Origin of the sequence: Vibrio sp. RE88, assembly GCF_013113835.1 — a bacterium.
GTDB lineage: Bacteria > Pseudomonadota > Gammaproteobacteria > Enterobacterales > Vibrionaceae > Vibrio.
Genome location: NZ_VTYQ01000005.1, coordinates 112,355 through 136,223, shown reverse-complemented (window position 1 = coordinate 136,223; position 23,869 = coordinate 112,355). Strand labels below are relative to the sequence as shown.

Below are 23,869 nucleotides of genomic sequence, written 5' to 3'. Positions count from 1 at the left end.
AGCACTGGGCTCTCTGTTTTGGTTATACGCAACTTAAGCTAACTGTGGACCAATCAACCGTTGGCATTTTGTTCCTTAAGAAACGTCTGCGCTTCGAGAATGGCTTTATCTAAACGTACTTTCAGTTCATCAAGCAGATCGGCAACAGAATTGATGTCATCTTTGATCGCCTGCTCGACCTTACCTGCTGATTCACGAAGCTTTAGTGCTCCTAAATTACCGCCCACTCCCTTTAGGCTGTGAGCCTTGCGCAGCGCCTCTTCTGGGGATTCATTAAGTAACTTAATGATACTCTCAGCATCACCAGTATGATCATCAACAAATACCTGTAGCAGCATACAAACTGATTCGTAATCATTACCTAACGATTCCAGCATCCCATCCAAATCAATTTCTGGCCCATCATCCAATGCGGCCACACCGGTAACTAAGGGCGCCGATTCTTTAGTTGTTTCAACTATAGATTGAACTTCTCTATGAGAGTTGTCTGCAACTTTTTCTGAACGTTCAACCATACGTTGGACTCCTGTAAATCGATAAACAATAAGTATCATCGCTAGCAAACAAACCCCACTAAAGATGACACCGATAATGACAAGGTTACGCTGCTGTGACTGGTATTGCATTTCTACGACATTGATTTGCGTGTGGATGGTATGTGTCATCATTTTTTCGATGACATAGCTTCCTTGCGCATAGCCACCCAACACAGCTGACGTTTGTGACAACAACTGCTGAAGGTCTTGCTTTTGCAGCGCTGGAAGCGCTTCAGATTCCACGTACAGCTGATCAAGCTCACGGAATACCTGAGGATTAGATTTGTTGGAACTGAACAAGGCTTCTAAGACATTCGCACTCAAGTGATAATAATGTGCCATCAAGTCCTTGTTATCTTGGTATTTTGCGCGAACAAACTGAACTTGATCCACCAATGAAATTAAGGCGAGTTCGTTATCAAGGAAAACTTTGGTCTGCTCTATAAATCGATCAGTGGTGTAAAGCAGTTGGTTGATATCTGGCGTCAGCCAGCTCTGCTCGTAAGTCGCTTCTATTTGGAGGCGCAGGGCGTAGATAAGCTGTAAGTTGAGAGACTGGTCATCCGTCAACTCAGCCCTGTAGGCAGGCTCCTGAAACAAAGAATACTTGAGTTCATCTATGCTATTACTCAATTCCCCAACCTGACTCATTGTCGCTATGTTTGAGCGATAGCTCAAAGACAAGACCGTTGTCCCTATCATCCAGACAACAATAATCAGCCAGCTCAGCTTGAGCGCTTTGCGTTCCATGTCATGCTCGTATTTGAATAAATTCCATAATTACAAGCATATACGCAAAGTTTAAGATTAGTAGGACTAAGTGCATATTTCTTCGACTTAGTCCTGATTTAGTGAGGAATTAGCGGTTACGTGTTAACTGATCACGTAGGTTTGGTGGCGTACCTTTGATCGTCAGGGTGTCGGTTTCCGGATCATAGAAAATACGCTCGCCAAGCAACAGGCTATCAAAGTTAATCGTTAAGCCACCGCCTGCACCAACATATTTAGTCAGTTTGCGTACAGCTGTTCTGTCACCAGGGAAGCTCTCTTCTAACTCGTAGCCTTGCTCCTGAGTGTAATCAAGGAAGCTAGTGCCATCTTGAGAAGGAGGCAACTCACCCGATAGCTCACGAACCTGAACTTCATCACCACTTTTGATCTGCTCGTTACAGTAGTCCGCGACCTGCTTTTTGTAACTGATGGCTTCATCTTTCTCTAACTTAGAGTCTGTACAAAAGTCTTCAACCGCCTGCATCAGAACTTGGTTCTGTTGCTTGGTATCCAGCCCAACTTCGGCCTGCAAGAAATCAAGGAAAAAGTCAGCGACTTTGCGCCCTACTCGACCTTTAATATAGGCAAGGTAGCGATTTGACTCTTTGTCCGTCTCGTAACTGGTCAGGTCGATACGCGCTGCGATATCCATTTTGCTCAGGTCAAGATAATCGGTCGCACTAATTTCGAGACCTTCTGTCACTTTTAGGCTTTCATTTGAAGGAATGATGGCAACAAACAGGTAATCTGTCGCCAGAGACTGATACTCTGCAATGACCAGAATACCTTCATCAGCAAACGGGTACTTACTTAACTCATCTTTCAGACGGTTTGCACTTTCTTGTGAGAAATCATAGAAACTTCTCTCACCTTTACGAAGTTCATGCAACCAGTTCTGGAATTCGCTGTCAGATTTGAATGAGCCAAACCCTTTGCCAGCTTTAGAATTAAAGACACGATGAAGCTCAGCCACTAGGTTTTCAGTCGATGCGTCATTAGCCAGAGAGTCAGCTCGGAAGTTAACAACAAGTTCGTCTGAATCGTTTTTTCGTAGCTGGTGTAAGATAACGTTTGAAAGATGAAGACTCATGATGAATTTTTATCGTCGTGTAGGTTTCAGTTGCGACGCATTGTAGGTTATCATAAGCCGCTTTACTATCACCATTAGAGTCTTTATGCCGATTACATCTAAATACAGCGACGACAAAGTTGAAGCTATTCTATCAGAAGTGGCTGCAGTGTTAGACAAACACGGTGCGGGTCCTGAATTATCTTTGATGATTGCGGGAAATATCGCTACCAATGTCTTAAATCAAAACGTTAATGCTTCACAACGTAAAGCACTTGCTGAAAAATTTGCTCAGGCGCTGTTGTCTTCTATTGAAGAAAACACTCACTAGAAAAATAAACGGACAATAGAACAATACATGGTAGATAACGGAAATACATACGGCGAGCGCGTATCGCGTTTAGTGGGTTGGGGGCATTGGTTTGCCTTTTTCAACATCATAGCGGCCATGTTAATTGGTACCCGTTATATCACTCAGTCTCCCTGGCCCGACACCCTTTTAGGACAATTCTACCTGGCCGTTTCTTGGGTTGGGCATTTCGGTTTCCTCGTTTTTGCACTCTACCTGCTGGTTCTGTTTCCGCTAACCTTCTTGATACCGTCACGCAAGCTGTTTCGCTTAGTGGCGGTTTGCTTTGCCACCGTCGGATTGACGGTGCTTCTGATTGATACTCAAGCCTATCAAAAAATTAACCTCCACCTCACGCCTGTTGTGTGGGAAGTGTTGTTCAGTGAGGAAGGCAGTTCGATCAGCATAGATCTACAGCACCTGTTTGTTGTACTTCCACTGATATTCCTATTGCAACTGGCGCTATCAGAGTGGGTGTGGCGTAAGCAACGTCGTCTGTCTCACAAACATGTCGGTCGTCCAATCGCCGCGTTATTCTTTGTCAGCTTTATTACCAGCCATTTGATTTACGTCTGGGCTGATGCTTATTTCTACAACCCAATTACGGCGCAAAAAGCCAACTTCCCTCTTTCGTACCCAATGACGGCGAAGTCCTTTATGGAGCGTCATGGTTTATTGGATAGAGAAGAATACCTTCAACGTCTGAAAGAGAGTGAAGCTAACACAGATTTGGTTCGCTACCCTCTTGAAAAGCTTGAATTCAACCGTCGAGCGAACCCACTCAATGTTCTGGTTGTCAGCGTCAATAACCTACGTGGTGATGTCCTGACGCCTCAGTTGATGCCAAATGCAGCCGAGTTTGCCTCACAAAACCTCAACTTTGCGAATCACTACAGTTCGAGCAACGATACTTTTGGTGTATTTGGTTTGTTCTATGGCCTGCCAAGTAGCTATGTCAGCAGCATCAAAACTCAGGGTTCTCGTCCAATTTTGCTCGATACTCTGCTCGATAAAGACTACAATTTTGGCCTGTTCAGTGGCGATAACTTCGACGATACGCTTTATGGTGAAACCGTCTTCCGTGGTCTGAACTTTACTGGTATTGCCTTTAATGACAGCACATCGCCTGATACTCAAGCCATTAATGCTTGGGCAACGTGGGTGTCTCAGCAGAAGAAGCAACCTTGGTTTAGCTTTATTGAACTCACGACAGTCGATAACTTTAGCGCCTATAACGACGCAGGCGACAACACGTCTACGTTAGAAACCTTGAAACAGGGCTACCACACGTCTGTGAACAACGCCGATGAAGAACTAGGCGTGCTGTTCGAGAAGATCAAAGAACTGGATATTGGTGACTCAACAGTTGTTGTCATCACGTCAAACCACGGTACTGAGTTTAACGAAACTAAGACCAATAGCTGGGGCTCAAACAGTAACTACAGCCGTTACCAACTTGAAGTGCCAATGATTATCCACTGGCCAGGCAAAGTTGCCGGAAAATACGATCACCGCACTAGCCACCTTGATTTATCTGTGACTCTTCTGCAAGACCTGCTGGGTGTATCTTCTAACCCATCAGATTTCAGCAGCGGTCAAAACCTGTTTGATGAACGCTCTAGAAAGTGGATACTTGCAGGCGACACAAGAGAGCTGGCATTAATCACAAATAAAGACACCACAGTGATCGATAAGTTTGGTAACTACAAATTGTACGACAGTAATTACCAGCGTCTAAAAGACGAAAACCCGACATTGCCAGTTTTAATGCAAGGTCTGACAGAGCTACAGCGTTTTTACGTAAAAAGTAACTAAATCAGAGCCTTAGTAATTGACCTCGTCGTAAATTATGGTTAGATTATTGGCATCGGACTGTAGCGCAGCTTGGTAGCGCACCGTCATGGGGTGTCGGGGGTCGCTGGTTCAAATCCAGTCAGTCCGACCATTACACCTAGAAAAAGAGAGCTTCGGCTCTCTTTTTTGTTTTTGGCTATTTGTATCCCTTATCGTGTTACGCCTCGTTAGCTCAACTCACCATAGGCTAACAATAAAAAAGCCGCCTCAGTGGCGGCTTTAGAATAATAGAACTGGGCTTAACCAGTACTAGCGCAGTTTAAACTGACCGACTATCTGTGAAAGCTGTTGGTTGTTGTTAGCCAAGCCAGTGGTGCTGTCCATCGTTTGTGAGCCATTACTAGTCAGCTCGTCAACCATGCTTTGAATCGTCGTCATATTGCGGCTGACTTCTTCTGTCACTGCATTTTGCTGGCTTGCTGCTGTCGCGATTTCAAGTCCAAGATCATTTATACGCACGATAGAGTTAACCATACGATCCAGACTCTCATTGACATTTTCTGTCGTCTCAGCGGTTTCCTGACAACGCTGCTTAGTGTCATCCATCGCTTTAACAACCGTTCTGGTGCCCTCGTTAAGGTTATCCAGCATATTGTTGATTTCAGAGGTGCTTTGTTGAGTGCGGGCTGCCAAAGCGCGAACCTCGTCCGCAACCACTGCGAATCCACGCCCTTGCTCACCTGCTCGCGCCGCTTCAATCGCCGCGTTCAGTGCTAATAGATTGGTTTGATCAGCAATCTCACCGATCACCATTAACACAGAGCCTATCTTCTGCGAATCTTCGTTCATAGCTTGAATACTTTTCGCCATCGACTCAACTTCATCGATCAAGTCAGCAACACTGCGAACGGCACTGGCGACGACCAGTTTCGACTGCTCGGCTTCATCATTGGTGACGCGTGTAAATTCTGCGGTTTGAGATGCACTTTGTGCAACACTTTCGGCTGTTGAGCTCATTTCATTCATCGCCGTTACCACTTGGGTAGTTTCCATCGCATGAGATGTCAGCACTTGAGCATTGCTGTCGGTCTGCGATTTTAACAGCTCAATGTTGTCTGAAATTTGATTGGACGATTTCGACACTTCCAGCATCATCGACTGCAGGTTACCAATGAAGGTATTCACTGCCTGAGCTATCTGGCCTAAGTCATCGTCGGTTTTGACTTCAAGGCGACGTGTTAAGTCACCATTCCCCTGTGACAAATCGAGGACAGTACTCTTCAACGCCAGAATTGGACGATAGGCATAATTGAGAATGACGAACAAGATGATAAAAGCGACAACAAGTAACACCAGTGCTGTGTAGAGTGAATTTTGCAGTGCGTCATCAACTTGGGCATAAGCAATGGATTTGTTCACCCCGACCAACAAATGCCAGCTGTTGTTCTCATCCAATTGAATTGTCTGGAAGAAAGCCACCTTCTCAATGCCTCCTAAACTGTAATCCATCATCCCAGTGGGCTGAGACAACAAGGCATCAGTTAATGGATTTAATTCCGCAAAATCATACAGTTTCGTTTCACCGGGAACATCTACTTCGCCGTTAGATGCAATTGTCAGGCTGTTGTGGTCATATAGACCCATCATCGCACCTGGGAAAGGCGCTTTTCTGACCAGCTCATCCAATAAACTCAATTCGATATCGGCCAGCAAGACCCCTTTAAGCTGACCTTGCGCGTAAAAAGGTTCTGCAACACTCACCATCAGACTCTTGGTCAAAGCATCACTGTAGATTTCCGTGACAATCGTACCGCGCTTCCGCTTCGCAAGTTGGTACCAGTCACGTGTACGCGGGTCATACTTGGCTAAATCTCGCTTACCACTGTTATTGCCATAAGAACGACCATCTTCGTAGCCAACCAGAATATCCGATGCAGGAGAGGTGTTTGCGATCTGTCTGATCATCAATAAGATTTGGTCATCGTCGTAGTCTGGAACAAAATCAGGCGCATTCGCCACCAGCCCGGACTTTATCGAGTCAATCCAAGTTAAGATCGTATCGCTGGTTGTGCTGATTTTTAGCATCGAGTATTCATTAACTCGCTCGTGAATAGACGAAGAAATTTGCCTGTAAGAAAGGAAGCTAGAAACCGTAAGTGATGTTGTCAGTAAGAGAATGACAACAGCAACGATCCTGCCCTTAAAACTGTTTAAAACACTCATATCCTTTACCACTGTTTCATAATTGCGACGAATGTATCATCGTAATTGCATAATGCTCCTTATTTACACTCAAATTTTTATACCGATCACACTATTAATAAAGTTAACAACACCTTCCTAAGTCATTGTAAGTATTCATAGTTAGCAAAAATTTAATCGTATTTAAGCCTGAAAAAATACCGTTGATCGTTCCTCCATCTTTCACGATACCGTCGTCAGCTTGATGAGGGTTAAGGGCTTTCAATTACCGATATCAAACAGTCAGTTCGACAAACTATTTCAACGCTACATAGAACCTTTAGCTATTGAATATGCAGCAATTAGCTTTGCGTAAGTTGTCGTTGATCACTACTATCAATTTGAACGATCGTTCAACAAGGTATATGATTCATCAGGACAATAATTCATCCAAACAGAGGTTGCAGATGTATCTAGCTCAGTTCATTAAAACCGCAGGCGAACCCACGATACTAAAACGCTCGCTAAAGGTTTCTCTTATAGTTGGCACTATTCTTATGTTCATCAATCACGGTGACAAACTGCTCTCTAGCAACGTTGACGCAACACTGATCATCAAGATCTTAATGACTTACTGCGTACCATTTTGTGTGTCGACCCAAGCAAGTGTTTCTGCAACGCTTCAATCTCGAAAAAAGGCTGCCCAATCATGAAATTTTCCTTTAAAAAACCGTCACCGGATATTGTCGAGGTTCAAACTAACCATCTTGCAGAACTGGAGAAAATCTCTGAAAAGTACTCTCTGTTCAAACAAAATGATCCCACTGACTATGCCAAGAAAATTCACGTCAATGCGGCCAATGTCCATAAAGCGTCACGAAGTCGCGCTGAATCTATTGAGCAAAGCTACGAATTGGTCAATCACTTTATCGAGCAATCAGAAAGCATCAATAAACTGTCCTGTGAGAGCCACCAGTATTCCAGCCAAACAGCGGAAACCGCCGCCAATACCATCGATAAGCTAGAGGTTTTGGAAGAGCAGGTGCTGGTTTCTAAGGAAAAAATCTGTCAGTTCAGTGACCTTCTTGAATCATTAGATGAAATCAACAAGAACGTTACCCAATTGGTGGATTCCATCAAAGGCATCGCTGCACAGACGAACCTGTTAGCGCTTAATGCCGCGATTGAAGCCGCTAGAGCTGGGGAGCACGGTCGTGGTTTTGCGGTAGTAGCAGACGAAGTCCGTCAGTTAGCGAATACGGCGAATCAGTCCGCCGAGAGTATTGATACTGAAATGGCGTCGATTTCGAAGATATCAGACAGCATTTTCAACAAACAAAAAGAGGTCGAGGACGTCATTATTCTCAGCTCAGAAGTCACCAAAGACACCATGCATAAAATGCAGAATCTGATGGATATGTCGCTTGAAAGTAAAACTTCCTCCAAAACCATCATGGATGCCATTGAAGCTCAGCTATCCGATTCCAATACAGTTAAACAAAACATGGAAGCCCTAGTTGAAGACACCAAACTCTCAATCAGCCTTTCAGGTAATAACCATGAACTTGCGGAACAAATCGTCAACTCTTTATCTTATTTGGAACTGAGTGGTCACACAGACCGGAAGGGAAGTGCTTAACGCCGTTAGCGTGTGAGCAAACAAGGAGAAGCGCCACATGAATCAAATTGATACGAGTGTTTCTGTCTCACTGAGTGACATCATAAGTGAGCGTTCACTATCATCATATGTTCAATCTATTAGAGATCTTAAGAACCAAACTATCTATGGACATGAAGCTTTGGTTCGTGGTCCTTCAGACTCCTTGTGGCATCGCCCCGATCAATTGTTTGCTGCGGCTCAATCACAGAAACTCAGCAAGCAATTGGAAATTGTCATCCTCGACGTTCATCTTGAAAACATTGCTTCCCACGCTCCGAGAGGGTGTTTCACCGTTAACCTCGCTCCCAATTTATTGTTAGATGAGGCCGTATTTCAGATACTCAGCCACTACCCGCTCGCCGAAAAAATTAAGATCGAGCTCACCGAACACTTACCGATACAGGACTGGCAGCCAATAAAACAACGAATGGCTCAATTGAGAAAGCGGGGCTATCAGTTCTGGCTTGACGACGTTGGCTGCGGATTCTTTGATTTGGCGCTGATCGATGAAGTTAAGCCAGAGGTGGTTAAACTGTGCATCAAAATCGTCAGCAGGCTTACGTTTGATTCTACTCTGGTTGATGAGATTAAAACCGTCGTCACAGCGGTTCATGATTACGGCGGCGCGGTTTTGGCAGAGGGGATTGAAGAACCAGCGCAACTCGATATGGCGCAGCAGCTTAACATCGACCTCGCACAAGGCTATCTTTTTGATAAGCCACAGCCACTCATCTGAAGAGCCAAACTCCAACTATCAACAAAAGATGTATCCTTGGGGTTTTCTTGTTCTTATTGTTCTGTTAGTTGAGACTATAAATCAGTTTTGACTGCATTTATCCAAAAATACTGACAAGTATACTTTGCTTCAAGTCGAACAAATCCACCTAACTTGAAGAGGTCTATCAAATGTTAAAACCACTCAATACAATCAGCCGTGTTTGCTCTGCCCTTTCGATTCTAGCAGTAACCATGGGAGCAAACGCTGCAACCACGGAACACACTCATACAAGAGCAAGTGTTATCGAGCTTACAGCTCAAAAGGGACAAAACACCGCCCTTGCTGACTTCCTTTCGGTTGGTGCACAGCTTGTTAAGGACAACGAACCTGACACACTGTTCTGGTCTGCACTTCAAACCGAAGATAAAAACACCTTTGTCATCTTCGACGCCTTTGGCTCTCAAGCCGCTCAGGATGCGCATTTCGCTGGGAAAATTCCGAAAGCACTGAGTGAAAGTGCTGCGACACTAGTTAAAGGTGGATGGAACGACGGTGTGCTACCTAACATCCACAATGCCGATATTATTGCTTCAAAAGTCGGCAAAAATAGGCAGGAAAGTATCAAGATTGCCACTTTTATCCCCTTGAAGGCAAAGCCAGGTCAAGAACAAAAGCTCGCGGAATTACTCAAGCAAGGCGCTCATATCGTAACAACGCAAGAACCCGGCACACTCCATTGGTTTGCCTTACATTTTGGCGATGATCGCTTCGGCATCGTAGACTTCTTCGCTGATCAAGCTGGAGTTGATGCGCACTTTAATGGTGGCGTTGCTGCTGCGATGAAACAACATGCCTCAACTCTGGTGGAAGGGGGTTGGGAGCAAGGCGTACTCGCAGGTATCCAAACTTACCAAGTCATTGAGTTGCTCCAACGCTGATCAACGAGACCACACCTTCAACAAGCCTGCTGACTGAGCAGGCTTGGTATTACCCCTCCAGTCAGCAAACTTTTCGTAAAACCAGCGTAAACGTCATCCCGCTTGTGGCATTGTTTATCCCAGTTAACCTTCCCTGCATGTCACGGACATTGTTCGCTGCAATTGCTAATCCAAGCCCCAGTCCTTCACCGATTTTTTTGCTGGTGTAGAAAGGCTCAAACATGCGCTCTAGGTTATCTTGTTCCACACCACAGCCGTTGTCGATGATTCTGATTTCTACTTCACTCGATGAGCATTTCACCTCAATGTCTAGTTGAGGAAAGTTAGTATCCACCATGGCATCCAGAGCATTGCCAACCAAGTTTCCTAGTACGTGGCGCAGCCTAGCCTCTTCGCCAAGCACAATCAGCTCTCCGCTCTCGGTACGAAGTTCGAAGTCCACCTTGTCCAAGCGCGCTTGATGAACTTGCAGCACTTCATCTAACGCTTCCTTGAGTGACACAGGCTGTGGAGCCTCAAGTCGCTGAAATGCAAACGACTTGAGCTGACGCGTCATCAACGCCATACGTTCAAATAACGTCATTGCCAATGACATATTGTCTTTCAGTAACTCTGTTTCACCTCTCTCAAGCAACAATTGGTTACTCGAAAATAGCGTTCTGAGCCCTGTCAGTGGTTGATTAAGTTCATGCACAATGGCACTGGACATTCTTCCAAGCGCGACCATTTTGCTCGACTCAATCAACTCTTGCTGAGCATTGTCGAGTGCTTTCGTCCGCTCTTCAACTCGCACCTGCAACATCTGGTTTGACTGTTTCAAAGCCATTTCAGCGCGTTTTCGCTTGCTAATATCAATCACAGTACACAGGTAATAGCCCCTTTCATGCCAAGGTAAGGCGCTGAGTGAGAGCATCACGGGAAAACAGCTACCGTCGCTGCGCTGACCTAAAATTTCTACTTCCGTCATTTCAGCCAAATAGGTGTGCTTATCGAAGTTTCTTAGCAGTTCTAACGTGGGTGAATCCGAACGGCTGCTGTCAAACAACTGCCATACCTTGATATGACGAGTCATCGAATCTGACAAGCTAAAATACTTCTTCGCCATCGGGTTAATGTCTTGGATATGGCCACTTTCATCAATCAATATCAACCCGACATGAGTTTTACTGAGCATCACATTCAGCCTTTTCTCAGAAGCCTCCACCAGCTTTTGTATACGTTGTTGGCTACGCACTTTCTGATGTCGTTGATATCTGATCACCATCAGTAGCATGATGATCAAACACCCAACCACAACACTCGCGCTAATCCAGCGTGTAGTGCGTAACATCGACTGCAAAGGAGTGAGGTACACCAGTCTCCAATTGAGATCATCTAAGGTAACCGACTGCACTAAATATCTTTTTTCCTTTAATTGCCAGGTTTCAACACGCGTTCCATCATACAGGGTACGATACTCCATCATTTCCCCACTATCGAAGTGCTGATTAAACCAAGTGGATGAAAAGAAAGGGTTACTGGAGAGAAAAAACTGGCTATCAGGATGGTGCGCCAAAATCGCCTCCCCTTGTGAAAACCATTGATCGATTAGAAGAGTCAGATCTATCTGGACCGCGATAATACCGATGATAGTCACGCCATCGTACAGGGGGGCGGCAATAAAATAATCCGAGCTGTTTGGGCGGGTGGTCACATGAGAAATCACGCCACGATGTTGCTGAATTTTGGCCGCGATCTCCTTGGCGCTGTCACCAGCGAGCTGCCTAGATTGAACACTTGAAATCTTAAGCGTGCCTTTGTCGGTAAGTACATACCAACCTCTGGTGTTAGCCGCCTTGTCCAGCTGGAGCAGTTGCTGCTGAATCTTTCGATAAAGCTGTTGCTCACCACGTAAAAAACGCACACTCGCTTCATCTTTAGTGACTAAGAAAGGCAAGTAGTCAAAACGACGTAATGTGCGGCGAACTTCTTCGATATAACCGAGAAAACGCTCTTCTGCGTGACGTTGTTTGCTTTCCAGTTTCCACTGCTTAACCACTTCTTCACTCACGACCTGAATCAAGCCTATCAGCAAAAGGGCAACGGCAAACAAGCCATATCGTTGTGGAGCCACCATAGCAATTTCATCCTTTATCACTTATTGAGGCCACACATATTAGGTTTTGACGACTTACACTGCTTGGTTTTAAAAGGGGTAGATTAGTTGCATAAAGTGAGAGCTAGCTCCTTTTCGCCTGAGGACAATTTCCTTAACGTGACGAAAAAAGACAACGACGTTAGATATGGAACAAGTAACTAAACACTCTATAGCGCTGATCGAGGACGACCCAATCGTTCGCCAGACGACCGCTCAATGGCTGCAACTGGCTGGCTTTGATATCACCACCTTTGACAATGGTCAGGCGGCGCTGGCCGAAATTACTCAGCATAAGTTCATGGCGATCATCAGCGATGTTCGTTTACCGGGAATCAACGGCTTGGAATTGCTACAGCAGGTGAAGCAGCAAGCTCCGGGCATTCCGGTGATCCTCATTACCGGACATGGTGATGTCGATATGGCGGTCAAAGCTCTTCAGCAAGGTGCCTACGATTTCATCGAAAAACCATTTGAGCCTGAACGCTTAGCGCAAACCATCAACCAAGCCATCCTGCCTTATATCGAATCTCAGAAGTGGCAATCACGGCAGGCTTATCTCCAGAGGCTTGAAGGTATTGAGCAAATATTGATTGGCCGCAGTCAAGTCATGTGCGAGCTGCGTGAGCAGGTGCAGAAAGTCGCCGACATTGACACCAACGTCATCATTTATGGCGACACTGGGTGCGGAAAGGAGCTGGTTGCCTACTGCCTGCATCACTTTAGCACCCGACAATCGCATCCATTTGTACCGCTCAATTGCGGCGCAATACCAGATAACTTGTTTGAAAGTGAATTGTTTGGTCATGAAGCCGGGGCTTTTACAGGCGCCGGCAAGCGACGTATTGGCAAGATAGAATTTGCCGACCAAGGCACCTTATTCCTTGATGAAATAGAAAGTTTACCCTTAGCAATGCAGGTCAAGCTGTTGCGCGCTCTGCAAGAAAGTACCGTCGAACGTGTGGGCAGTAATCACGCTAAGCAGGTCAACTTGCGCGTCATCTCAGCCGCTAAGTGTGACTTGCTCAATCACTCTGATTTTCGCCCAGATCTGTTTTACCGTTTGAACATCGCCCAGCTGCATCTACCTGCCCTGAAAGACCGAGAAGAAGACGCCTTACTGCTGTTTGAACATTTTACTCAGGAAGCCAACCCCAACACGCGACGTGCCAGCCCAGCCGATCAACAAGCGTTGCTCAACTACCCTTGGCCGGGCAATGTTCGTGAGTTGCGTAATGTCGCGATTCGCTTTGCACTGGATGATTCACTGACTGTTGGTGACATTCTCTCTTGCCGTCCACAGGCTACCACAGCGGGTATCAAGCAAGGTTTACCACTCGCCGTTCAGATGCAGAGCTTCGAGAGAAAGATTCTCCACGACGCGTTGAGGCGCCACCAAGGATGCATCAATGATGTGATGGAAGAGCTGGATTTACCGCGACGAACACTCAACCAAAAGATGGTCAAGTACGCGCTAAACCGAAGCGACTATGTCTCCTCTTAGCTTGTTCAGCCGATAGGCAAAAATCCGCTTATCTGAATGTTGCACGTCTCGGCGCCATTTACCGACTAGCAATAATCGCGCTATTTAGGGGCTGATACGTCGTTCGCTGCACTCCCTTCTTGATGAGCCATTTTTTGCTTACGGCAATCGCTACAAATAAGCAACTTAATGCTTATTTAGAGCGTGACTTAATAAAAACACCTTTCATTACAATAACTTAACCTTTGGCATTCTGCTTGCTCTATGTGGTTTTCCAATTTTAATAACATCTAATGATATGGAGCATCATCATGACGTTAAAACAGATATTCACAACCACAGTACTCACACTCAGCGCGCTGGCATTTGCTCATTCAACTCTCGCTAGCGATCGCAGCTATATTCTCGCAACCGCTTCAACTGGTGGAACTTACTACCCGGTAGGCGTAGCACTGGCAACGTTAAGTAAGGTGAAGCTCGCCCCTAAGCAGCACTTCTCATTGGCCGCCATCAGCTCTGCAGGATCGGGAGAGAACATTAAGCTTCTTAATGACAATCAGGCGCAGTTTGCGATTTTGCAGGGGCTGTATGGCGCTTGGGCATGGCAAGGAGCGGGGCCTTATCAGAAGGCAGGCAGTCAAACTCAGCTGCGTTCAGTCTCCATGCTGTGGCAAAACGTGGAGCATTTTATTGTCCGTTCAAACTTAGCGCAGACAGGAACCGTAAGTGACCTTGAAAAACTAGAAGGCAAAAAGTTTTCTATTGGTAAGAAAAGCTCTGGTACAGAGAACTCAGGGCGTCAGATACTGCGCAGCCTCTCTATTAATCCGGAAGATTTCAAACTGGCCTTTATGGGCTATGGTGGTAGCGCCAGCGCACTGCAAAACGGCACCATTGATGGTATGAACACACCAGCGGGCGTGCCTGTTGGTGCGGTTACTCAGGCGTTTGCCGCGCTTGGCAGTGACATTCAAATCCTCTCTTTCACCGATGAGCAAATCAAACAGGCAAATCAGGAATATGACATCTGGACCAAATATGAGATACCAGCCAACACCTACCCAGGCGTAGACAAACCCATCACTACAATTGCTCAGCCAAACTTCCTTGCGGTGCGCGACGATATTCCAGAGGAAGACGTTTATCAGCTGACGAAAGCAATCTACGAAAACTTATCCTTCCTGCAAGGCATCCACAAAGCCACCAAGGCGATGGCGTTGGAAAAAGGCACCTCCGGCCTGCCCGTACCACTGCACCCAGGTGCTGCTCGCTATTACCGAGAAATGGGTATCGATCTTCCACCTGAGTTGATTGTGCGTTAATCCGTTCTGACCTGCACGCATGGAGTTTGTTATGAAGGATTCGCTTCAGCAAGAACTGCAAAAGTTTGAACTGCCCACACGTACTGACTTTCCCTTGGTTGGGAAAGTCATTACAACACTCGGCGTGGTTCTCTCTCTATTACATATCTGGTTTAACACCATAGCGACACTGCCTGAGTTATGGATTTCTGCCATTCACTTTGCTGGTTTCGCCATCATATGTGCACTCTGGTACCCAGCACACGGGTCTTTAAAGGGAAATCGAACGGCACTTATTGCGGATGTTGGACTCGTCATCGCCATCCTAGCTTGTGTCGTCTACCTCCCGTTTGCTGAAGATGCACTCTACGAGCGAGGCATGAGCTTTATCGCCAGCGACTGGTTCTTTTCCGTACTGGCGATCGCCATCGTCATAGAACTCATACGCCGCACCATGGGCTGGTTCATTCCGGTCCTGATCCTTGTCTGCCTCAGTTACGTGGTACTGTGGGGTAAATGGACAACCGGCTTATTCCACTTTCCCGGGTTGAGCTTTGAGACTCTGCTCTATCGAAGCTTCTACTCATCAGAAGGGATGTTCGGCCCTATTTCGCGCATAAGCTGGACGTTTGTCTTCATGTTCATTCTGTTTGGCGCCTTTTTGGTCCGTTCAGGCGTTGGTGACTATATTCTTGCCGTAGCAAAAGCTGCGGCTGGAAAAATCATAGGTGGGCCCGGTTTTATCGCCGTCATAGGCTCGGGTTTAATGGGGTCGGTATCTGGTTCAAGTGTCGCCAATACAGTTTCCACGGGCGTGATCAGCATTCCTCTGATGCAAAAAGCAGGCTTTCCACCTCGCTTTGCAGCCGGCGTCGAAGCGGCTGCGTCAACCGGAGGACAGCTCATGCCGCCTGTCATGGGCGCAGGTGCATTTATCATGGCCTCTTACACGCAAATCCCCTATGTCGACATCATCTTAGTGTCTCTGCTACCTGCGTTGATTTACTTTCTCTCTGTGGCTTTCTTTGTGCGGATTGAAGCCAAACGTAGCGGGGTACAGAAGGTGTCAACTGGCGGCGAATCATTGCTCCGTGTGTTGTTGTCCGGCTGGCATAACCTGATTCCATTAGCAGTATTAGTGACGCTGTTGGTGCAAGGATTTACACCTACTTATGCCGCAGGGCTGTCCATTTTGTCTGTTGTGGTCGCGTCGTGGTTTTCGAAACAGCACAGAATGGGCCCACGCGCTATTTTTGAAGCATTGGCACAAGGCGCAAAAAACATGGCCACCACCGCCGTGCTTTTGGTCGGGATTGGTTTAGTGGTGAATGTCATCAGTACCACAGGTATTGGCAACACCTTTTCACTCATGATTCATCACTGGGCAAACGGACAACTGCTGCTGATGATCCTGTTTGTTGCCCTAGCCTCTTTGATACTGGGAATGGGCTTGCCTGTCACCGCGTCTTACATTGTGCTAGGCACGCTGTCTGCGCCTGCTCTGTACGAATTGCTGGCAGAGAAACAGCTACTCGACCTCATGGTGTCGGGTCAACTGCCACAAGAGGCGATGTCTATCTTTATGCTCACCGCACCGGATCAACTCAGCACACTTGCCGCCCCGATGTCATTGGAAACGGCTCAGCAACTGCTCTCCCAAGTACCTGCTGATTTTATGCAGACATTACTTGAACAAAGCTTGGGACTGGAAACCGTCAGTCTGGCTTTGCTGTCCGCGCATCTGATCATTTTCTGGTTATCGCAAGACAGCAATGTCACGCCGCCAGTGTGTTTAACAGCCTTTGCCGCCGCGACCATTGCCCGCACTCCACCGATGCGGACCGGCTTTACAGCGTGGAAAATAGCCAAGGGTTTGTATCTGGTTCCGCTGCTGATCGCCTACAGTGGTATAGTCAGCTGGGATACGATGTCAGTACTGGAAGCAGGGGTGTTCGCTATTTTGGGCACTTATGCATTTGTTGGCGCGATGGAAGGTTATCTGGAAGGGAAAATTCATCTGGTAATGCGTATCTTACTTGTCGCTATCGGTTGTGCTCTCGTCTGGCCTGAAACTGCCTTGATTGTGCGCTTAGCATGCTGTGCAATATTGATTGCTTTCGTGTGGTACAGTCGAAAACATTATCAGCCTACGCCGTTACAACAACCTGTTTCCTCTTAGCCGACGGGATGATTACCTAAAGAGACCTATACTTCTGAGCGCTGTGATTATCACAGCGCTCTTTCTACTCTCTATAAACCTATTTTTTACCGGTCACTACCGAATAACTCTCTGTTTATTCGTCATATTTGGTCTAAAAACACGCACTTGATCTAGTTTTCCTCTTCAAGTGCTCACAATTAAAGCAATCAGTAAAATTAGGGGTTTACAAGAAAAACCAACCTATATATTATTCGCCTCAACAACGGAGAGATGGCTGAGTGGTTGAAAGCACCGGTCTTGAAAACCGGCATACGTTAATAGCGTATCTAGGGTTCAAATCCCTATCTCTCCGCCACATTCAGTAAAAAGCCGCTAAGCAATTAGCGGCTTTTTTCATTTTTGTTGTTCGGAAACGGAAGTTGTCTAATCACCGAGTTGAGTGCAACCCACTTCTCTATAAAAAGCCCACTCTTATCTGAGCGGACTTTTTACTCTCATGTCGCCTTCTCTCATTGGCAAAATTTCACTCAGCCTATAACTGATTGATATCTTCCTGATCGCCTTGCGCGTAGCTACCAAGATGAGTAGAAAAGCTTTCGGTCTTAATCAGTTCCAGTACTTTATCTTTAAGCTCTTTCGGATACATACGCTTGTCGTTCAGTTCAGTCAAAGGCACCCATTCCACAGACTGGATGTATTCTTCGTCGTTAAGCCCAGCGAGGTTCTCGATATGAGGTTCACCATGATAGCGGGAGACGCGATAGAAGAATTCTGAGTGATAGCGGTTTCTGTGCGTTTCAAGAAACTCGCGCACACATATCAGTTCCCCTGCTTCAATATCCAGCCCGGCCTCTTCTTTAAACTCCCTCACAACACAATCTTTGGAGCTTCTGTCGCCTTCTTCCATGCCACCACCCGGTGGGATCCAATACTCTCCCGTAAAGTCTCTGACTTTCAAAAGCAGTATCGCGTCATTGTCGATGAGTATACCTGCAGCCCGAATTCTCTGTTCCATTGTTAACCTTTATTGATTGCCATAGACCTGAAAGGCCGCATTAAGTAACTGCATGTGGATTGGTACCAATTCACTGTGGTCAGTACGGTAGCCGCCTCCAACAACACAGCCTATCGGAAGTGCATTTGTTTTTGCCAGCTCAAACATGGCAACGTCTCGTTGGTAAATCGCTTGAGTAGAAACATTGAAGTAACCGAGCTCGTCATCTTGATGAATGTCCACGCCCGCATCATAAAGGACCAAATCCGGTTGATGCAGATTAATCGCCATTTCGACAACTGAGGCAAACGAGCTAAGAAACTCTTCATCGCTGGTTTCACGTGGTAAAGCCACATCCATATCTGAGTCAGGCTTACGTGCAGGAAAGTTTTTATCGCAATGAAAGGATAGCGTCACTATGTCATCCTGATCTGCACATAGCGTTGCCGTCCCATCGCCATGGTGGACGTCACTATCAACAATCAGCACTTTTTCGATGCCTTCATATGTTAGTGCACGTTTCGCCGCCAAAACCAAATCATTGAGTAAACAGAACCCACTGCCAAAATCATAATGTGCATGGTGGTATCCGCCACTCAAGTGGATAGCCACACCATGTTCAATCGCTTTTTCAGCCGTCAGACAGGTTCCACCAGCCGACGTCAACGTGCGTTCAATAAGGCATTCACTCCATGGGAAACCAATGCGTCGCATCCGCGCCGCGGGCAAACGACCAGAAAACAGTTCAGACACGTACTGTTCACAGTGCGTCTTCATCACTTCATCTGATGTCAAAGCTTGAGGTTCGCAGTAATGGAAAAACGTCCGCCACTGCTCGTCGCGAAAGCGCGCTTTTTCGATCTCATTGAATAACAGTCGATACTTATGGATCGGGTATCGGTGGCATTGCGGTAACGGCAGCTCTGAATAGATGGAATGATAAATCAGTGGGATCATTGATATCAGTCGATATTTGAGTTTTGAGTATGGTAACAAGTTGCATCACGGTTGCAAAACAACTTAAATGGTAATAATTATCATTTAAGTTGTTTAATCTTATGCATCATCCAAAACTGTTTTTACTGCTAGGAATCATAGTCGGTTCAGTTGGCGCTATATCTTTGTTTTCCCTGATGCTGGTCTCTGCATGGTGGCTAGTTGATTTTACGTTGACCACTTAGCAAAATAGCCCAAATACTTTAACAGGGGTTCACCATGAAAACTGTTCTAATCACCGGAGCTAACCGTGGTATCGGGCTGAGCTTAGTCAAAAACTATCTTGCTCAAGGCTGGCAGGTTCACGCAACCTATCGCTCAGAGAAGAGCTCGCAGGATCTCCTTGAACTGGAAGGTGACAACCTGACGTGTCATCCGCTCGACGTGACGGATTATCAAGGGCTGAGTGAGTTCGCCAATGCTCTGCCAGCGCTTGATGTGCTGATCAATAATGCTGGCTATTACGGGCCAAAAGGCTACGGCTTTGGTCATACCGATATCGACGAGTGGCGAAAAGTACTTGAAATTAACACCATCGCGCCACTAAAACTCGTTGAAGCGCTGTTCCCCAATCTACAAAGAGGTCAGCTTAAAAAGATCGCCTGCCTCTCTTCTAAAGTGGGTAGCATGACGGAAAACACGTCTGGTGGCGGTTATATTTATCGCTCGTCCAAAGCCGCGCTTAACTCAGTAGTAAAAAGCCTGAGTAACGACCTTTCCAGTCAAGGTTTCACCGTGTTAGCGCTTCACCCAGGTTGGGTACAAACAGAAATGGGCGGGCCAAATGCGTTAATTGATACGCAAACATCCGCGGCGGGACTTGTTGAAATGATCGAGAGCGCCGATATCAGCCGCTCTGGTGAATTTATCAACTACGATGGCACCGCACTTCCTTGGTAATATCAAAATCAACAAAAAGTATCACTTTTAACTAACATTAGATTGAATGTGATACTTTTAGATCCATAGAAACAGATTGAGCTCGGTAAACTGACACTAAATCAGACACAAGGAGCTCAACATGAAAGCAACCAAATTAGCACTAATGACAGCAGGCCTGATGCTGTCAGGCAACACATTCGCCTTTGATCTAACCAGTCAGGATATTCAGGAAGGTCATCCAATGGAGAAGACCTTCGAGTTTGCTGGCTGGGGATGCTCAGGCGATAATTTGTCGCCGCAGTTAAGCTGGGACAACGCACCAAAGGGCACCAAGAGCTTCGCCATTACGGCTTACGACCCAGATGCGCCGACCGAAAGTGGCTTCTGGCATTGGATTGCACTCGATATTCCTGCCAGCGTGAGTCAACTTCCTAGAGGGGCAGATATCAGCAAGCTGGGTGGCTTAGAAACCCGTATTGACTATGGCACCAAAGGCTTTGGTGGAGCTTGTCCACCCGTGGGTGATGGTATGCATCGTTATCAGTTCACGGTTTGGGCACTACCAAAAGCGAAGCTGGAGTTGGGTGAGGATACACCGGCGGCTGTGGTTGGCTTTACCCTTAACAGCATCGCATTAGCGAAAACGACGTTGACAGCAACCTATACCCGTTAATTGAAGGAGGAGTGATGACTCACCAATTTCAGATCACTGAGTTTCGTGCCCAGCACTTGCAAGCTTTGAGAAATGTGACGATTCACTCCCCTAGCATCATCCAGATTTTATCCGGCAACAAACGACTGTTCTGGCAGGAAGAGTCTGTCACGCTAACACCTGACTCGCTCATATTGTGCAGCGCAGCCAGCTCATGGAACTTTGCCAATCTTCCAGAAAAAGGGCCGTTCCTATCACGAGTGTTTAGCTTCCACTATTTACCTAGTCAGGAAATGCTCGACTTGAGCGAAAGTGCCGTCCACTCATCGAGTCCCTCTTACTACTTAGTCGACAAACCAGTCAGAGACACACTCAATACGCTTGCAACAGTTAACTTAAAGGCGATCAGTCCCCACACTCAGCAGTATTGGTTGATGCCGCTTTATCAGCAGTTGGCAGAACAAGGCGCTCTGCATAAGATTTTTCGCTCTTCCAAAGCATCACTGACTCAAACTATCACCCAGTACCTTTCCATCGCACCAGCGGACGAACACTCTCTTGAAGGCGTTGCTGATCATTTTGGTATGAGCCGGGCAACGCTGATCCGAAAGCTTAAACTGGAAGGTAGTCAATATCGGCAATTACTAGCACAGGTGCGCCTCAGCCATGCATTGCAATTGATGCAAAAACATCAATACGATGGCTACCAGTTAGCGCAAATGTGCGGTTATCAGTCAGAAGAACGCTTTCGTCAGCGTTTTAGAGAAAGGTTTGGCGTCACGCCAAGAGAGTATCAACGAACTATTGGCAATGAACATTAACTGCTCTTACGGCGCGTGGTCGCACGTTTCTGACCACCAGTTTTCGCACTGCTTCTCCGCTTACGCTTAAAGGCAGGACGTTCCACCTTAGGTAGATGACGCAGCGACTCAGGCACTTCGCCGCCTTTCACTTGCTGCATTAAACCATCAATACGCGTTTGCAATGCCTGCATAAATGGGCTGTAGGCTTGATTACGTTCAGCCATTCCTTGAAGCTGATGCTCCCAGTGTGCCGTCATATCGGGATAAGTCGACTCGGAAGGCAATGCATGCACTAGCCCTCTTCCCGCTGGTGAACTGAGGATTGTTTTGCCCTGCCGTTGCAGCAGTTGGCGCTTAAACAGCGTGTCCAAAATCCCTGCGCGAGTCGCTTCGGTACCTAGCCCATCGGTTTCTTTGAGGATCTTTTTCAGCTCTTTGTCTTCAACAAAACGGGCAATGCCTGTCATCGCTTGCAGTAAAGTCGCTTCAGTAAAGTGCTTAGGTGGCTCAGTCTTACGGTCTTTGATCTCGCCTTCACGACAAGTCAGTACTGTGCCCTCATCAAGCGGGGGAACCGCGTCAACGCCCGTGTCGTCATCATCCACTTTTCCCATCAACGCTTTCCAGCCAGCCGAAACAAGCTGGCGACCTTTGGCAATAAAAGTCCCGCCAGCGATGTCAAATACCAGTTTCGCCTCTGCATAAACCGCGGCTGGATAAAACTGCATTAGATACTGGCGAGCAATTTGCTGATAGATTTTCATCTCATTGCCTGACAGTGCATTTACGGAAGCCTTTTTAGGCGTGGGAATGATCGCGTGGTGCGCGTCCACTTTTTTATCATTCCATGCTTTGGATTTGAGACTTAAATCAGCGCCATGAACAGCCTGACCTAACTCATTACAGTTATTCGATATCGCATCGCAAACACTTTTGGCCTGTCCATAATGTTCCATCGGCAGGTATCGGCAATCCGACCTAGGGTAAGTGATGAGCTTGTGCTTTTCATACAAAGATTGGCAGGTATCCAGAACCTGTTGAGCACTCATGCCAAAACGCTTGGCAGCGTCAATCTGTAACGCAGAGAGAGAATAAGGTAACGGAGCCGATTGCTTGGTTTGCTTTTGCTCCGACTCGACAACCTTGGCAGGCTGATTCGTAATGCGATTGGCAACGTTCTCGACCAGTTTACGATTGAGAACCCGCCCTTCTTCGTCTTGCCAAGGCTTACACGCGTCGCTCGGTTTCCAACGGGCACGGATATCAAACGCGCTATTTCCGTCCTGATAAGGAATCAATGCATGCAAGGTAAAATAGTCTCCAGGGACGAAGTTCTCAATCTCTTCATCACGACGAACCACCAGCCCAAGCACGGGTGTCTGAACCCTGCCGACTGACAGCACCCCTTGATAGCCCGCTTTTTGCCCCAGTAGCGTATAAGCACGAGACATATTCATGCCATACAACCAGTCAGCTCGGGAGCGAGCAAGAGCGGAAACCGAAAGAGGAATAAACTCGCGGTTACTGCGCATCTGATTTAGCGCGCGTTTGACCGCTGGTAAGTTGAGGTCGCTAATCAATAAGCGCTGCGTGGCTTCTTTTTTCGTCTTGCTGACTTTGCAGTAATCCAACACTTCATCCACCAATAACTGGCCTTCACGATCCGGGTCGCCAGCGTGAATGATTTCAGACGCTTCTTTGAGTAACTTCTTAACTACAGTCAGCTGTTTAGACGCCGACTTGCGAGGACGTAGTTGCCAGTGTTCGGGAACGATTGGTAAATCAGCCAGATTCCATTTTTTGTATCTATCGTCGTAAGCATCCGGTTCTACCTGCTCAAGCAAGTGACCAATGCACCACGTCACCACGTCGCCATTGCCACAACGAATAAAACCCTGATCTTTCTTTTGCGGATTAGGCAACGCCGCAGCGATAGCTCGACCTAAGCTCGGTTTTTCAGCAATGAACAGACGTGACATAAAACTTAATCAGGCAGATACAATAAGGGCCACATTATCGAATGTGGCCCTTAAAAATCAAGAAAAACTGTAAATTTAAACAGTAGTTTCTCTATTATTCTTCGTCTGCACCAGCGCGTTCAGCTGCTTCTTTAATCAGTGGCTGAAGTTCACCTTTCTGGAACATCTCAATAATAATGTCGCAACCGCCAATCAGCTCACCTTCAACCCAAAGTTGTGGGAATGTTGGCCACTGTGCGTATGCAGGTAGCTCAGCACGGATATCCGGGTTTTGTAGGATATCTACATAAGCGAATTTTTCACCACACGCCATTAGCGCTTGTGAAGCCTGAGATGAGAAGCCGCAGCTAGGTAGCTTTGGAGAACCTTTCATGTAAAGAAGGATAGCGTTCTCTTCGATTTGCTGTTTGATTTTGTCGATGGTTTCCATTACTTCCTCTTCATGGAGTTACTGCAAGTTATTGACAC

The 23,869-nt window shown here is 46.6% G+C and carries 20 protein-coding genes and 2 tRNA genes; 14 read left to right on the top strand and 8 right to left on the bottom strand.

Going from position 1 to position 23,869, the window contains the following annotated elements; all coding sequences use genetic code 11:
• Positions 1-53: 53 nt before the first annotated feature.
• Both F0265_RS13160 and yejK read right to left on the bottom strand, forming a co-directional pair.
• The gene (locus F0265_RS13160; protein ID WP_171749226.1) at positions 54-1,286 is read right to left on the bottom strand and encodes an Hpt domain-containing protein; all 1,233 of its coding nucleotides are present in this window, start codon (positions 1,284-1,286) and stop codon (positions 54-56) included.
• Positions 1,287-1,395: 109 nt separating this feature from the next.
• Entirely contained in the window at positions 1,396-2,397 is a 1,002-nt protein-coding gene (gene yejK / locus F0265_RS13155; protein WP_006962961.1) for a nucleoid-associated protein YejK, read from the bottom strand.
• A gap of 85 nt (positions 2,398-2,482) precedes the next feature.
• Between yejK and F0265_RS13150 the strand changes: the two genes are divergently transcribed.
• From F0265_RS13150 to F0265_RS13140, 3 genes are all read left to right on the top strand, one after another.
• Positions 2,483-2,707 carry a YejL family protein gene (locus F0265_RS13150; RefSeq protein WP_006962962.1) on the top strand — a complete coding sequence of 75 codons (225 nt, stop codon included), beginning with the start codon at positions 2,483-2,485 and terminating at the stop codon, positions 2,705-2,707.
• Between the two features lie 27 nt (positions 2,708-2,734).
• Positions 2,735-4,540: a DUF3413 domain-containing protein gene (locus F0265_RS13145; protein ID WP_171749225.1), complete on the top strand. Its 1,806-nt coding sequence runs from the start codon at positions 2,735-2,737 to the stop codon at positions 4,538-4,540.
• 53 nt (positions 4,541-4,593) lie between these two features.
• A tRNA-Pro gene (locus F0265_RS13140) sits at positions 4,594-4,670 on the top strand.
• A gap of 158 nt (positions 4,671-4,828) precedes the next feature.
• Here the strand turns inward: F0265_RS13140 and F0265_RS13135 are convergent.
• Positions 4,829-6,742 (bottom strand): methyl-accepting chemotaxis protein, encoded by a 1,914-nt coding sequence (locus F0265_RS13135; protein WP_171749224.1) that lies wholly within the window; start codon positions 6,740-6,742, stop codon positions 4,829-4,831.
• A gap of 425 nt (positions 6,743-7,167) precedes the next feature.
• Here F0265_RS13135 and nrtS point away from each other — a divergent pair, with 425 nt between their 5' ends.
• From nrtS to F0265_RS13115, 4 genes are all read left to right on the top strand, one after another.
• On the top strand, positions 7,168-7,413 hold the full coding sequence (gene nrtS / locus F0265_RS13130) for a nitrate/nitrite transporter NrtS (protein ID WP_171749480.1): 246 nt from the start codon (positions 7,168-7,170) through the stop codon (positions 7,411-7,413).
• Complete coding sequence (locus F0265_RS13125; protein WP_171749223.1) at positions 7,410-8,339, top strand: methyl-accepting chemotaxis protein; 930 nt, start codon at positions 7,410-7,412, stop codon at positions 8,337-8,339. Before nrtS ends, F0265_RS13125 begins: the two co-directional genes overlap by 4 nt.
• 37 nt (positions 8,340-8,376) lie before the next feature.
• Positions 8,377-9,096: an EAL domain-containing protein gene (locus F0265_RS13120; protein WP_171749222.1), complete on the top strand. Its 720-nt coding sequence runs from the start codon at positions 8,377-8,379 to the stop codon at positions 9,094-9,096.
• Positions 9,097-9,266: 170 nt separating this feature from the next.
• The gene (locus F0265_RS13115) at positions 9,267-10,016 is read left to right on the top strand and encodes an antibiotic biosynthesis monooxygenase (protein ID WP_171749221.1); all 750 of its coding nucleotides are present in this window, start codon (positions 9,267-9,269) and stop codon (positions 10,014-10,016) included.
• A 61-nt stretch (positions 10,017-10,077) separates the two neighbouring features.
• Here F0265_RS13115 and F0265_RS13110 read toward each other — a convergent pair whose 3' ends face one another.
• A complete protein-coding gene (locus F0265_RS13110; protein WP_171749220.1) occupies positions 10,078-12,132 on the bottom strand; it encodes an ATP-binding protein in 2,055 nt (684 codons plus the stop codon).
• 166 nt (positions 12,133-12,298) lie between these two features.
• Here F0265_RS13110 and F0265_RS13105 point away from each other — a divergent pair, with 166 nt between their 5' ends.
• The 4 genes from F0265_RS13105 to F0265_RS13090 all read left to right on the top strand — a co-directional run bounded on the left by F0265_RS13105 (position 12,299) and on the right by F0265_RS13090 (position 17,450).
• Positions 12,299-13,654 (top strand): sigma-54 dependent transcriptional regulator, encoded by a 1,356-nt coding sequence (locus tag F0265_RS13105; RefSeq protein WP_171749219.1) that lies wholly within the window; start codon positions 12,299-12,301, stop codon positions 13,652-13,654.
• Between the two features lie 290 nt (positions 13,655-13,944).
• Positions 13,945-14,955: a TAXI family TRAP transporter solute-binding subunit gene (locus F0265_RS13100; protein WP_171749218.1), complete on the top strand. Its 1,011-nt coding sequence runs from the start codon at positions 13,945-13,947 to the stop codon at positions 14,953-14,955.
• A 31-nt stretch (positions 14,956-14,986) separates the two neighbouring features.
• Positions 14,987-17,113, top strand: a complete 2,127-nt coding sequence (locus F0265_RS13095; RefSeq protein WP_171749217.1) for a TRAP transporter permease — start codon at positions 14,987-14,989, stop codon at positions 17,111-17,113.
• 246 nt (positions 17,114-17,359) lie between these two features.
• A tRNA-Ser gene (locus F0265_RS13090) sits at positions 17,360-17,450 on the top strand.
• Positions 17,451-17,627: 177 nt separating this feature from the next.
• On the opposite strand, the gene F0265_RS13085 is transcribed toward F0265_RS13090, so the two are convergent.
• On the bottom strand, positions 17,628-18,110 hold the full coding sequence (locus F0265_RS13085; RefSeq protein ID WP_171749216.1) for an NUDIX domain-containing protein: 483 nt from the start codon (positions 18,108-18,110) through the stop codon (positions 17,628-17,630).
• A 9-nt stretch (positions 18,111-18,119) separates the two neighbouring features.
• On the bottom strand, positions 18,120-19,046 hold the full coding sequence (locus F0265_RS13080) for a histone deacetylase (RefSeq protein ID WP_171749215.1): 927 nt from the start codon (positions 19,044-19,046) through the stop codon (positions 18,120-18,122).
• 258 nt (positions 19,047-19,304) lie between these two features.
• On the opposite strand from F0265_RS13080, the gene F0265_RS13075 reads away from it, so the two are divergent.
• From F0265_RS13075 to F0265_RS13065, 3 genes are all read left to right on the top strand, one after another.
• Positions 19,305-19,985 (top strand): SDR family oxidoreductase, encoded by a 681-nt coding sequence (locus F0265_RS13075; RefSeq protein ID WP_171749214.1) that lies wholly within the window; start codon positions 19,305-19,307, stop codon positions 19,983-19,985.
• Between the two features lie 121 nt (positions 19,986-20,106).
• On the top strand, positions 20,107-20,640 hold the full coding sequence (locus tag F0265_RS13070) for a YbhB/YbcL family Raf kinase inhibitor-like protein (RefSeq protein ID WP_171749213.1): 534 nt from the start codon (positions 20,107-20,109) through the stop codon (positions 20,638-20,640).
• 14 nt (positions 20,641-20,654) lie between these two features.
• Positions 20,655-21,440 carry an AraC family transcriptional regulator gene (locus F0265_RS13065; protein WP_171340693.1) on the top strand — a complete coding sequence of 262 codons (786 nt, stop codon included), beginning with the start codon at positions 20,655-20,657 and terminating at the stop codon, positions 21,438-21,440.
• On the opposite strand, the gene F0265_RS13060 is transcribed toward F0265_RS13065, so the two are convergent.
• Positions 21,437-23,401 (bottom strand): DNA topoisomerase III, encoded by a 1,965-nt coding sequence (locus F0265_RS13060; protein WP_171749212.1) that lies wholly within the window; start codon positions 23,399-23,401, stop codon positions 21,437-21,439. The two genes, F0265_RS13065 and F0265_RS13060, sit on opposite strands and share 4 nt — an antisense overlap.
• Before the next feature lie 94 nt (positions 23,402-23,495).
• Positions 23,496-23,831, bottom strand: a complete 336-nt coding sequence (locus F0265_RS13055) for a Grx4 family monothiol glutaredoxin (RefSeq protein ID WP_006962978.1) — start codon at positions 23,829-23,831, stop codon at positions 23,496-23,498.
• Positions 23,832-23,869: the final 38 nt, after the last annotated feature.